11 protein-coding genes are annotated in these 11,512 nt (G+C 72.9%); 2 read left to right on the forward strand and 9 right to left on the reverse strand.

Going from position 1 to position 11,512, the window contains the following annotated elements; genetic code table 11:
- Positions 1-142: 142 nt before the first annotated feature.
- From efeO to L7N97_RS08750, 4 genes are all read right to left on the reverse strand, one after another.
- On the reverse strand, positions 143-1,348 hold the full coding sequence (efeO, locus tag L7N97_RS08735; RefSeq protein ID WP_237477925.1) for an iron uptake system protein EfeO: 1,206 nt from the start codon (positions 1,346-1,348) through the stop codon (positions 143-145).
- A gap of 30 nt (positions 1,349-1,378) precedes the next feature.
- Complete coding sequence (gene efeU / locus L7N97_RS08740; RefSeq protein ID WP_237477926.1) at positions 1,379-2,221, reverse strand: iron uptake transporter permease EfeU; 843 nt, start codon at positions 2,219-2,221, stop codon at positions 1,379-1,381.
- Positions 2,222-2,382: 161 nt separating this feature from the next.
- Positions 2,383-2,907, reverse strand: a complete 525-nt coding sequence (locus L7N97_RS08745; protein WP_237477927.1) for a hypothetical protein — start codon at positions 2,905-2,907, stop codon at positions 2,383-2,385.
- A 10-nt stretch (positions 2,908-2,917) separates the two neighbouring features.
- A complete protein-coding gene (locus L7N97_RS08750) occupies positions 2,918-3,409 on the reverse strand; it encodes a hypothetical protein (RefSeq protein ID WP_237477928.1) in 492 nt (163 codons plus the stop codon).
- Positions 3,410-3,749: 340 nt separating this feature from the next.
- Here L7N97_RS08750 and glmS point away from each other — a divergent pair, with 340 nt between their 5' ends.
- Entirely contained in the window at positions 3,750-5,576 is a 1,827-nt protein-coding gene (gene glmS / locus L7N97_RS08755) for a glutamine--fructose-6-phosphate transaminase (isomerizing) (RefSeq protein ID WP_237477929.1), read from the forward strand.
- Positions 5,577-6,037: 461 nt separating this feature from the next.
- Here the strand turns inward: glmS and L7N97_RS08760 are convergent, their stop codons facing one another.
- Genes L7N97_RS08760 through L7N97_RS08775 form a run of 4 tightly spaced genes read right to left on the reverse strand, consistent with a single transcriptional unit; the run spans position 6,038 to position 9,586 of the window.
- Positions 6,038-6,622, reverse strand: coding sequence for a hypothetical protein (locus L7N97_RS08760; RefSeq protein ID WP_237477930.1), 585 nt, complete (start codon positions 6,620-6,622; stop codon positions 6,038-6,040).
- An 8-nt stretch (positions 6,623-6,630) separates the two neighbouring features.
- On the reverse strand, positions 6,631-7,986 hold the full coding sequence (gene fliI / locus L7N97_RS08765) for a flagellar protein export ATPase FliI (RefSeq protein ID WP_428980968.1): 1,356 nt from the start codon (positions 7,984-7,986) through the stop codon (positions 6,631-6,633).
- The gene (gene flgF / locus L7N97_RS08770; protein WP_237477931.1) at positions 7,983-8,708 is read right to left on the reverse strand and encodes a flagellar basal-body rod protein FlgF; all 726 of its coding nucleotides are present in this window, start codon (positions 8,706-8,708) and stop codon (positions 7,983-7,985) included. Before flgF ends, fliI begins: the two co-directional genes overlap by 4 nt.
- Positions 8,709-8,716: 8 nt before the next feature.
- Positions 8,717-9,586 (reverse strand): DUF1217 domain-containing protein, encoded by an 870-nt coding sequence (locus L7N97_RS08775; protein WP_237477932.1) that lies wholly within the window; start codon positions 9,584-9,586, stop codon positions 8,717-8,719.
- 283 nt (positions 9,587-9,869) lie between these two features.
- Here L7N97_RS08775 and L7N97_RS08780 point away from each other — a divergent pair, with 283 nt between their 5' ends.
- Positions 9,870-10,385: a hypothetical protein gene (locus tag L7N97_RS08780; protein WP_237477933.1), complete on the forward strand. Its 516-nt coding sequence runs from the start codon at positions 9,870-9,872 to the stop codon at positions 10,383-10,385.
- 154 nt (positions 10,386-10,539) lie between these two features.
- On the opposite strand, the gene L7N97_RS08785 is transcribed toward L7N97_RS08780, so the two are convergent.
- On the reverse strand, positions 10,540-11,133 hold the full coding sequence (locus L7N97_RS08785) for a GcrA family cell cycle regulator (protein ID WP_237477934.1): 594 nt from the start codon (positions 11,131-11,133) through the stop codon (positions 10,540-10,542).
- Positions 11,134-11,512: the final 379 nt, after the last annotated feature.

Below are 11,512 nucleotides of genomic sequence, written 5' to 3' on the forward strand. Positions count from 1 at the left end.
GTGAGGGTAAAGCGGCGCGTTTCCAGGGTGGAGCACGGGCCTGCCCGTTCCGCGGCGCTCCCCCGGCCCCTCACCCCCGACCCCTCTCCACAAGGGAGAGGGGAGCGGCCAACGTCGCGCCAACCGGAACGTCGCGTCGGCCTCAGTCGATGCCGAGCGTGCCGCGCAGCGTCGACAGATCCTCGGCCAGCGCCGTCACCGGCCCTTTCAGCTTGTTGCGGTCCTCGGGGGTCAGCTTGTCGTAGGACTCGAAGCCGTGGGCGGTCCTGTACTTGGCCAGCACCGCGTCGACCTTGGCGAAGTTGCCCTTCACGCGGGTGACGAGGGAAGGGTCGCGCTTCTGCACGAGGGGGTCGAGCAGCGCCACGATCTTCTGCGCGCCGTCGACGTTGGCCTGGAAGTCGACGAGGTCGGTGCGGCTGTAGCGGTCCTCCTCGCCGGAGATCTTCTTGGACGCGACCTCCTCGATGAGGTCGGCGGCGCCGCCCACCATGCTCTTCGGCGTGATAGTCAGGTCGGCGATGCGCTTGCGGAGGTCCTCGCAGTCCGCCATCAGCTTGTCGGCGACCGGGGCGAGGCCCGCGGTCGACTTGTCGGCGAACAGGCCCTTCTCGATGCGGTGGAAGCCCAGGAAGCCGGGGTCCTCGGCCTTCTTCTCGTAGTCGTCCTCGCGGCTGTCCATCGAGCCGTCGAGGTCGTTGAACAGCTCGGCGATGGGCTCGATGCGCTCGTAGTGCTCGTGGGCCGGGGCGTAGAGCGCCTGGGCCTGCTCCAGCTTGCCGGCCTTGACCGCGTCCGTGAAGGCCTTGGTGGCCGTCACCATGGCGTCGACCTGGCGAGACACGTAGACCTTGTACTCGGCCAGCGGGCCGACGAGGTCCATCGGCGACGGCGGCGGGCCCTTGGGCGCCTCGGCCTTGGCGGCCTTCTCGTCCGCCGGCTTGGCGTCGGCCGCCGCGGCCACGGGAACGGCCGGAGCGGCAGCGGCGGGCGCGTCGGCGGCCGCGACCTTCAGGCTGCCCTTGGGGTTCGACAGCAGGCCGCAGGTCATCTGGTAGTCGCCCGCGTCGAGCGTGGCGGTCAGCGTCTGGGTGAAGCCGGGGATGATGTTCTCGCGCTCCTCGACGACGTCGACGCCGCGGAGGATCTCCCATTCCACGGCGCGCTTGGAGTCGTTCTTGATCTTGAAGACCGACTTGCCGGGCGCGACCGTGACGCTCGCCGGCTCGCACCCCTTGTCGGTGATGCTCACGCCGACCGGCGCGCCGTCGGCGGCGCGGGCCGCCGACAGGGCGCCCGCCGCGCAGAGCGCGGCGAGGCTGACGGAAAGGCGGACGGCGGTCTTCATGGAGCGTGTTTCCTTCGGTTCTCGTGTCGGTCAGGCCGGCCGCGGCGCCGGCGCGGCGGAACGGCTCGGCGCGAGGAGCAGCCACAGGGCGGGGATCAGGAAGGCGAAATAGACCAGCACCTCGCCGACCGTCGGCGCGTCCTGGTAGCCGAAGATGCCGGAAAGCAGCGTGCCGAGCGTGCCGTCCGCGGGCAGCACGTTCGACAGGTCGAAGGCCTGCCCCTGCAGGCCGTTCCACAGGCCGGCCTCGTGGAAGGAGCGCAGCGCCGTCGACAGCAGGCCCGCCGCCACGAAGACGATCAGCGCGCTGGTCCAGGTGAAGAAGCGGCGCAGGTCGAGCCTGTAGCCGCCATATGTGATGGCGGCGCCGAAGCCCACCGCGGTGAGCACGCCGAGCAGCGCGCCGGCGGGCGGGCCCCAGCCGAGGTCCTGCTGGAAGGTGGCGAGCAGGAAGAACACGGATTCCAGCCCCTCGCGCCCCACCGCGAAGAATGCCATCAGCACGAGGCCCATTCCACCCCCCATGCCGCCGCCCGACGAGCGCGCCAGCGCGGCTTCGACGGAGTCGTGCAGCTCGGCCTTGATGCTCTTCGCGGCCTTCTTCATCCAGAAGACCATGGAGGTGAGCACGCCGACGGCGACCAGCGCCACCGCGCCCTCGAAGAACTCCTGGCTCTTCTGCGGGAACTCGGCCTCGGCGGCGTTCATGGCGATGCCGAGCGCGAGGCACAGCGCCGCGGCCACGGCCACCCCGGTCCACACGGCCGGCATGAAGCGGGACCGGCCGGTCTGTTTCAGGTAGGCCGCGACGATGCCGACGATCAGCGCCGCCTCGATCCCCTCGCGCAGCATGATGAGATAGGCGACGAGCACGACGGCCTCTCCCGCGATCAAGATGAGTGACGGCTGAGTAGAGCCGCACCCGAGGCCGATCAAGCGCAATCCTCCGGGGCGCTCACAACTTAGAAGCGGTTGAAACTGGAACAGTTACAGATCTCTGCCATGTCGATCCAGTGTTTGGAATGAGGCTAAACTCACGGATGGGCCGCGGTGCCCGCTTCGGCCGGCAGCACCGGCAGGCCGAGGCTCACGGCGCGGACCGGCACGGCGAGGTCGGCCAGGGCGGCGCGGGTCGCGCCCGACAGCGCGGCCGGGCCGGCCCCCCGCTCCCCCGACAGGCGCGAGCGCAGCGCGAGGAGGAGATGCGCCTCCCCGGCCGACAGGTGGCGGCAGGGCGGGGGGAGAAAGTGGAGGCCGCAGCCCTCCGCCGCCGCCTCGCGCCGGAGCGCCCGCACCAGGGCGGCGGCGCGGGCGACGAGCAGCGCGCCGTCGCGCGGGCCGAAGGCCGCCTCCGCGCCGTCGAAGGCGGCGTCGAAGCAGGCGGCGTCGCCGGTCTCGGCCGCGGCCGCGACGTAGCGCAGCGCCAGCATCACGGCGCGCTCCGCGCCGTCGCGCGGCAGGAGGGCCGCGCCGGGGGCGGCCGGGCAGCCCGGACGCTCGGGGCAGGACGGCCCCGGGCCGGGCGATGCGGCCGGGCAGCCGCGCGGGGAAGCGCTCACGTGGCGCCCCTCAGTGCAGGGTGGCGGCGGGCCAGCCCGCCGCTGCCCCCTCGGCCGCGGGCTGCGGGCCCGGCTGGGGCAGGAGCACGCCGACGAGCGCGATGGCGGCGCCGAACTCCATGAGCGAGCGCCCGACCAGCGCGGAGGCGGGCGGCGACAGGAGGTCGGCGAAGAGGCCCGTCAGGGCGTCGCGGTCGTGGCGCTGGGCCGCCGCGGCGGCGGCCAGCAGGGTGAGCTCGTCGTCGGACAGGCCGGGATGGGGCGGGCAATGGACCGCGAGGGGGCGGCCGGTCGCCAGCACGAGGCGGGTCATCGCGGCGTCGAGCGCCTCGGCGGCCGCGGGCGCGCCGATGTTGGCGAAGGCCGCGACGACGGGCTCGGCCGGCAGGCGGCGCCCGCGGCAGCAGCACGCCCAGGCGCGGAGGTTCCAGAGCACGAAGCGCTCCGACAGGGCCAGGGCTTCGAGCGCGCTCGCGGGGGCCTGCGGACGGGCGTGGATCATGGCGGCATCTCCGGCGGGGAGCGCGGCGCGGGACAACAGGGCGCCGCCGATGCCGCGCTCTTCCGACGGGAGCCTGGAAGCGTCAATATAGGCCGGCCGCCATTGGAGGCTTTCGAAATCTAAACTTCCAGCCCCACAATATCGAGAGATTCCAGGCTGCAGCTTCTCTTGTAACAGCTTCAAGGAGCGCGGGATGGCGGAGCGGCGCCGCGCGCCGGCGAGGCCGCCCCTCATCGCCCCGCGGCGGCGGGGCGGCGTTCGGCGCGATCCCGCCGGCTTTGCAGGACGGCGGCATCCCGGGCTAAAATGGGGGGAACCTGAACGCGAGGACATTCGGCCCATGTGCGGCATCGTTGGCATTCTCGGCGCCGGCCCGGTGGCGGATCAGATCGTGGAAGCGCTGAAGCGGCTCGAATACCGCGGCTACGATTCCGCCGGCATCGCCACGCTGGAGAACGGCGAGCTCGACCGCCGCCGCGCGCCCGGCAAGCTGAAGAACCTGGAGCTGCGCCTGTCGAACGCGCCGCTGCGCGGCGCCATCGGCATCGGCCACACCCGCTGGGCCACGCACGGCAAGCCCAACGAGACCAACGCCCACCCGCACGCGAGCGAGCGCGTCGCCATCGTGCACAACGGCATCATCGAGAACTTCCGCGAGCTGCGCGACGAGCTGGTCGCGCGGGGGCACAGCTTCGCGACCGAGACCGATTCCGAGGTCGTGGCCCACCTCGTCACGGCCGAGCTCCAAGCCGGCCGCCCGCCGCGCGAGGCGGTGGCGGCGGCGCTGCCGCGGCTGCACGGCGCCTTCGCGCTGGCCTTCCTGTTCGCCGGCGAGGAGGACCTCCTCATCGGCGCCCGCCGCGGCGCGCCCCTCGCCATGGGCTACGGGGACGGCGAGATGTACCTCGGCTCGGACGGCCTCGCGCTGGCGCCCTTCACCGACGAGGTGTCCTACCTCGAGGAGGGCGACTGGGTGGCGCTGACGCGCCGTTCCGTCGAGTTCTACGACGAGGCGAACCGCCGCGTGTCGCGGGCGAAGCAGAAGAGCCTCGCCTCGGCCTTCCTGGTCGACAAGGGCAACTACCGCCACTTCATGGCCAAGGAGATCCACGAGCAGCCCGAGGTGGTGGGCCGCACCTTCGCGCATTACACCGACCTGTCGGCCGGGCGCATCGCCCTGCCCTTCGACCTGCCCTTCGACCCCGCGGCGCTCGACCGGATCACGATCGTGGCCTGCGGCACGGCCTACATCGCCGGGCTGACCGCGAAATACTGGTTCGAGCGCATCGCCCGCGTGGCGGTGGACATCGACGTCGCGAGCGAGTTCCGCTACCGCGAGCCGCCGATGGCGCGCGGCGGGGCCACGATCGTGATCTCGCAGTCGGGCGAGACCGCCGACACGCTGGCCTCGCTGCGCTACGCCAAGGCGCAGGGCCAGCACATCGTCGGCGTGGTCAACGTCGGCACATCCACCATGGCGCGCGAGTCGGACGTGAAGGCGCTGACGCTGGCGGGCCCCGAGATCGGCGTCGCCTCCACCAAGGCCTTCACGTGCCAGCTCGCCGTGCTGGCCTGCCTGGCGCTGGCCTTCGCGCGGGCGCGCGACACCCTCACCGCGGAGGAGGAGGCGCGCCACGTCGGCGAGTTCCTGGCGATCCCCGGCCTGATGGCGGAGGCCATGAAGCACGAGCGCGCCATCGAACACGTCGCCCACGACCTCGCCCGCGCGCGGGACGTGCTCTACCTCGGCCGCGGCACGTCCTTCCCGCTGGCGCTCGAAGGCGCGCTGAAGCTGAAGGAGCTGTCCTACATCCACGCCGAGGGCTACGCGGCGGGCGAGCTCAAGCACGGGCCCATCGCGCTGGTCGACGAGGACCTGCCCGTGATCGTCATCGCGCCGCCCGACGGCGTCTTCGAGAAGACCGTGTCCAACATGCAGGAGGTGGCGGCGCGCGGCGGCCGCATCGTGCTGATCGGCGGCGAGGGCGGGGCGGAGGCCGCGGCGCTGAAGCTCCAGGCCTCGATCGTCATGCCCGCCATGGCGCCGACCTTCGCGTCCATCGTCTACGCCGTGCCGGTGCAACTGCTCGCCTATCACACGGCCGTCTTCATGGGGAAGGACGCCGACCAGCCGCGCAACCTCGCGAAATCGGTGACGGTGGAGTAGCGCGGGGGAGAGCGGTTCGACCCGACATGGTGACGGCGCCCCGAACGGCCTCCGTGGGCGCCCCCACATGTCAGCTTCACCGAGGGAGCCGAGACGGCACCTGCCCGCGGTCGGCTTCATGGCGGCCCGATCCGGCAGAGGGACGGCGTCGGCGAGCAGGAACGACGTGCCGGTCGAAATGGGCAGACGAGAGAGAGCGGCTTCTCTTCGCTGACCGGCATCTCCATCCCGTCGCGGCGATGCGCCATCAGGGAGGGCCGGGGCGCGGCACGGGCGGGGAAGCCTGGTTCGATCGCGCAGGCGCCCAGGAGGGTGAGGGCGGTCCCTCCCGTCGGATCCATGTCGGACGCCTCGTGCCGCGAGTGCGGTGAGCCGCACGCGGTTCAGCGCCGAGGCGCCCGAGGAGTCCCATCACGTCACGAGCACTGCGCGCGGCCCTTCCACCCGCGCGGGCCGCGCCTCTACCGGCTCTGGCCGGCGATGACGCCGTTGCGCGTCAGCACGATCCAGCGCTCCCCATACTTTTCGATCGACAGCACCTCGCCGGCGCCGTCGAGCATCGAGCCGGGCTTGACCACCGACAGGCTGGACCGGGACTCCACCAGTGCCTTGCCGTCGAACACGTCGCGCAGGGTGAAGTTCGGCAGGGTCGGGCCGTCGGGGCCGCGGCGCCGCCCGGCCATCCCGCCGCCGGGGCGCCCCTGCACCGCCGCGGCCGGCCCGGCGAGCGAGCCCGTCGGCGCGAAGTCGACCCCGCCCCGGTCCGCCGTCTCGCCCCGCCCCGCCAGCGCGTCGTCCCCCACGGGCGCGGCGTGCTGGGCGGCGGCGGCCTGCTGGGAGGCCGGGGAGCGCGAGAACAGGTTGAAGTTGCCGGACGGCACGACCTCGCCGGTCGAGAACACCAGCGCGTAGGTGGCGAAGCCGGCGGACGCCGTCGCGACCCCCGCCCCGAGGCCGTGCCACAGCCAGTCGCCGACCGAGCGCGTCGCCGCGGCCGGCGGCACGAGGCGCAGGTGGTCGGCGCGGTTGGGCTTCGCGGGCGGCATCGGTCGGCTCACTTCGGCTTCTGGAGGGCGTTGGCGAGGTCGCGGAACGCGTCCTCGCTGGGCTTGGCGCCGGGCGACTGCACCAGCGCGTCGTAGATGCGCGGCACCATCAGCACCGCCTGGTCGAGGTCGCCGTCGCTCCCCGCGCGGTAGGCCCCCATGGCGCGCAGGTCGCGCGTGTCCTCGAAGCGCGCGATCAGCTCGCGCATCTTGCCCACCAGAACCCGCTGCTCGGGCGTCCACACCTGGTGGGCCAGGCGCGACAGCGACGCGCCGAGGTCGACCGCGGGATAGCGGCCCTGCGCGGCGATGCGGCGGTCGAGCACGATGTGGCCGTCGAGCGTGCCGCGGATCGCGTCCGCCACGGGGTCGTTGTGGTCGTCGCCGTCGACCAGCACGGAGAAGACGCCGGTGATCGAGCCCGAGCCCTCGCGGCCGGGGCCGGCGCGCTCGAGCAGCTTCGGCAGGTCGGAGAAGACGCTCGGCGCGTAGCCCCGCGCCACCGCGGGCTCGCCCGCCGCCAGGGCCACGTCGCGCGCCGCGTGGGCGTAGCGGGTCACGCTGTCGACGATGAGCAGCACGCCGTCGCCCCGGTCGCGGAACCATTCGGCGACCGCCATGGCGGTGCGGGGCGCGAGGCGGCGCATCATCGGGCTCTCGTCGCCGGTCGCCACCACGGTCACGGCGCGCGACCGGTTGGCGCCCAGCGCCTCCTCGATGAACTCGCGCACCTCGCGGCCGCGCTCGCCCACCAGCGCGATCACCACCGTGTCGAAGCCGGGGGCCGCCGCCAGCATGGCCAGCAGCGTCGACTTGCCGACGCCCGAGCCGGCGAAGATGCCGATGCGCTGGCCGGGGCACAGCGGGCAGAAGATGTCGATCGCCTTGACGCCGGTCCTGAGCTTGCCGGCCACGCGCGCGCGCTTCAGCGCCGGCGGCGGCTCGGCGTCGGCCGACACGGGGGTGCGGCCGGGGACGAGCGGCCCCGATCCGTCGACGGGGCGGCACAGGGCGTCGATCACGCGGCCCCGCCAGGAGGCGTCGGGCGAGAAGCGCAGCGGCCCGGCGCGGCGCACGCGCGTGCCGAGCCGCGCTTCCGCGCCGGAGCCGAAGGGCTTGATCGTGGCGCCGGCGCGCTCCACGCGCACGACCTCGCCGCGCTCCTCGCCGCCGGGGCCGTCGAAGGCCACGCCGTCGCCGAGCCGCACGAAGGGCGACAGGCCGGCCACCCGGTGGGCGGCCGGCGACACCTCCGCGACCACGCCCGAGCAGCGGACCAGGGGTTCGGCGGCGAGCGCCCCGCGCACGGCCGCGCCGAGGCGCCCGAGCGCGCCGAGACCGGGCCCGCCGGGGGCATCGCTCACGAGCCGGTCCCCAGCGCCTTGATGGCCTCCTGCAGCGTGCTGTCGGCGGTGGTGTTCGCCTGGGTGACGCCGTCGAGGTTGTGCTGCACGGCGATGAGCTTGGTGATCTCCAGCACGGGGTTGACGTTGGAGCCCTCGACGAAGCCCTGGATCACCCCGGTCGAGGTGAAGTCGAGCACCGGCGTCGCGGCGCGGTCGGGGATCACGGCGGAGCCCTGGGCGCGCGTGAGCTTGGCCGCGGGGTCGATGGCGAACAGGCCGATGGCGCCCACCTGGGCGCCGTTCTGGGTGATCATGCCGTCGGCCGCGATGGTGGGGGGACCCGCCGAAGGGTCGAGGATCAGGCCCGAGCCGCCGGCGTCCAGCACCGCGTCGCCGTTGACGGTCAGGAGTTGGCCCGTCGGCGACATCTGCATGCGCCCGTCGTGGGTGTAGACCGTGCCGGCCGCGGTCTTCACGCCGAACCAGGCGTCGCCCTGCACGGCCACGTCGAGCGGGTTGTCGGTCTTGGTGCGGTCGCCGCCGGCGCGGTCGATGTAGTCGGCCCCGTTGGCGCTGAACGCCACGGGGGTCTCGCCCGTCCGCGACAGCACCGTGTCGAAGGTCACGCCCTCGGCCTTGTAGCCGGCCGTGTTCATGTTGGCGACGTTCTGCGCGATGGTGGTGAGGCGCCGCTCGACCGTCATCTGCCCCGACAGGCCGACGTAGAAGCTCGACTGCATGGGCCCGCTCAGCCTCCCTTCGACAGTTTGGCGAGGGACAGCAGCAGGCTCGAGCTGACGCCGTTCTGCGACGAGGAGGTGGAGTTGAACAGGTTCAGCACCGAATTCGGCGCGTAGCTGGTGCTGACGCCGTTGGCGGCGTTGAGGATCGAGCCGACGGTGTTCGACGTGTCGGCGAGCAGCACGTTGGTGGTGTTCGACGAGCCGTTCGCGTCGTAGGCGGCCGTGTAGCGCTCGACGAGCTTCTCGACCTTGGTCGGATCCTTGAAGTCCGGCAGGTTCACGACCTTGCTCAGCACGGCCGCCTGGGTGTCGATGTCGCTCTCGCCCAGCGTCGAGGAGATGCCGTAGGCGGTCTCGACCACGCTCAGCATGGTGGAATCGGCGAGCAGCCCGTAGATCGAGGTGATCGAGGACGCGTTGCGCTTGAAGTAGAGCGCGTTGGCGACGCCCTGGTTGGTCTTGGCCTGGTTGTCCTCCAGCGTCTGCTCGATGTACTTCGCCGAGGCGCCGGAGGTGGCGGAGGTCGCCTGCGTGGCCTTGGCGCCCTGGCCGGCGAAGTCGAAGGCGGTGGCGAAGGCCTTGTAGCGCGGGTCGCTCAGCGTGTTGGCGAGCGCCTTGGAGTCCGTCACGCCGCCGTTCAGCACCTTGATCATCAGGCCTTTGGCGTAGGTCATGTCCTCCAGGCCGTAGGCCTTCATGGCGTAGGAGAACAACTGGTAGTTGTTGACGAACTGGCTGACCGTCGTCACCTTGCCGATGTTGGCGAGGTAGTAGGCCGTGGCGCTCTTGACGTCCGCCTGGCCCGCGGTGGCGTTCTGCTGCGCCGCGATGTTGGTGGCGACCGCCAGGTAGGCGGAGGTCGTGGACTGTACCATCCCGGCCCTCTGGGGTTGGTGCGAGGGGCGGCCGAACGCGGGGCGCCGGCCTTCTGCGGGCAGCCTCGCGGAAGCGACTTGCCCGGGGCTGGCGCGGACTTGCGGGGGGTGCGGCGGACCGGGCAGCCGGGGACCCGATCCCTCGTCGCATTTCCGCCACGTCCGTCCACCATCGGACGCGCGGCGGCCGCACCACCCCCGCGCAAGCTTGACCGTTTCCGGAGCCCGGCCCTAGCGTCGGGTCCGGCCGCGGGCGATCCGCGGGCCGCCGACGGGTCCGAACATGTCGTCCAACCTCGCCCATCGCCAGACCTCGTTCCGCCGGCGCTTCGCGGACGGGCGCCTGCGCGCGCGCGACGTGATGTCGATCGTGCTGGCCGGCACGGCCGCCTGCGCGCTGGCGCTGTTCGGCCTCGACGCGCTGCTGGTCGGCCATCCGGTGCAGGCCGAGGCCCGCGCCCCCGCCACCGCCCCGGCCGACGCCTTCACGCTGCGCGACCTCGGGCCCTACGTGGGCAACTGGGTGTCCGACGGGGGGACGCACCTCATCGTCGCCCGGTCCGGCGCCGTGTGGGCGGACAAGGGCGGCCTGATCGGCTCGGCGCGGCTCGACGGCGGCGACCGCACGCGCCTGCTGTTCGAGGGGGCGAGCTTCCGCTGCTCCTACAGGATCGCGGCCGAGCGGCCCGCCGACCGGCCGGACGCGTCGGAGACCGAGGCCCTGGTGTGGACGCTGACCGACGCGACGCCCGGCACGGCCTGCCCGCAGGGGCGCTACAGCCGGCACTTCACCTTCTGACATCAGCCGTCGGACACGCCGACACCTGTCTGACGGCGCGCGCCGCACGAGCGGCGCGCATCCGCGCTCGCCAGGGGTCGGGAGTTCTGACCCTCGGCACCGCGGGCCGGCCCCCCGCCCGCCCCGGGAGGCGCGGGGGTCCCGGCCGGGCCCGTCAGGCGATGCGGATCAGGCGCTCGGTGCGCCGGCGGTCGGCGACCGGCTGGAAGGCGACGCGGGCGTGCTCCTGGCAATAGGGCAGGGTGCCGACCGCGCGGCAGCCGCAGAAGCGGAACTCGGCGCTGGTCGGGTCGCCGATGGGCCAGCGGCACATGGAGCCGCTGAGCTCCAGGATGGTGACGCGGTCGCTGAGCGGGACCCCCACCTCGCGGGCAGCGCGCAGGACCGGCAGGCTCACCGTGATGGGCTCGGGCGCGGCGTCCAGGATGGAGGCGACGTCGTCGACCGTGTGGGCGGCCGCGGCCGGCGGCTCTGACCGCGCGGCGGAAGCCTCGGCCGGGACCGGGGCGGCTTCGACCGCGACCGGCGGCTCGGACTGAACCTCGACCGGCAGGACATCGCGGATGCGGGGCGGGGCGGGCTCTTCGGGCTGCGGCACGGCGCGGCCGGACAGCCCGAGGCGGTGGACCTTGCCGATCACGGCGTTGCGCGACACGCCGCCGCCGAGCTCGATCGCGATCTGGCTGGCGCTGCGCCCTTCTAGCCAGAGGGCGCTCAGGCGCTCGACGCGCTCGTCAGTCCAGGACATGCTCACTCCCCCTCGAAGCGGATCGATCGACAGATCAGACCGAAGCCGCGAGGCGGAGTCCGGCGACGAAATGCTTGTGGGACTCGCCCGAAACCTTGTCGACGCCGCCCTAGATCTGCCTTCGCGATCGAGCGGAGGCTACACGAGCGGTCGAATCGGGCGCAAGGGCTCGGACGGCCGCTCCGAGCTTTTCCCCAGGCAACTGTTGCGTGAAAAGCATGATTCCGCCGCGATCGCGCCCAGGCGCGCGGATTTGACCTGACCCGGACATGGCCTTAGGGATTCGTCGAGATTTCCGACGCCCCGCGCGGCGGCTTTCGAACGATGTCCGACCGCGGTCGCGCGACCGATCCGGAGGGGACGGACCCGCGGCCCCCGT

Origin of the sequence: Lichenibacterium dinghuense, assembly GCF_021730615.1 — a bacterium.
GTDB classification, from domain to species: domain Bacteria; phylum Pseudomonadota; class Alphaproteobacteria; order Rhizobiales; family Beijerinckiaceae; genus Lichenihabitans; species Lichenihabitans dinghuensis.

Coding starts and splice junctions, on each gene's coding strand:
- glmS (WP_237477929.1), top strand. CDS start 3,750: ATGTGCGGCATCGTTGGCATTCTCGGCGCCGGCCCGGTGGCGGATCAG.
- L7N97_RS08760 (WP_237477930.1), bottom strand. CDS start 6,622: ATGCCGCCCGCGAAGCCCAACCGCGCCGACCACCTGCGCCTCGTGCCG.
- L7N97_RS08775 (WP_237477932.1), bottom strand. CDS start 9,586: ATGGTACAGTCCACGACCTCCGCCTACCTGGCGGTCGCCACCAACATC.
- L7N97_RS08785 (WP_237477934.1), bottom strand. CDS start 11,133: ATGTCCTGGACTGACGAGCGCGTCGAGCGCCTGAGCGCCCTCTGGCTA.
- L7N97_RS08750 (WP_237477928.1), bottom strand. CDS start 3,409: ATGATCCACGCCCGTCCGCAGGCCCCCGCGAGCGCGCTCGAAGCCCTG.
- flgF (WP_237477931.1), bottom strand. CDS start 8,708: ATGCAGTCGAGCTTCTACGTCGGCCTGTCGGGGCAGATGACGGTCGAG.
- L7N97_RS08780 (WP_237477933.1), top strand. CDS start 9,870: ATGTCGTCCAACCTCGCCCATCGCCAGACCTCGTTCCGCCGGCGCTTC.
- efeO (WP_237477925.1), bottom strand. CDS start 1,348: ATGAAGACCGCCGTCCGCCTTTCCGTCAGCCTCGCCGCGCTCTGCGCG.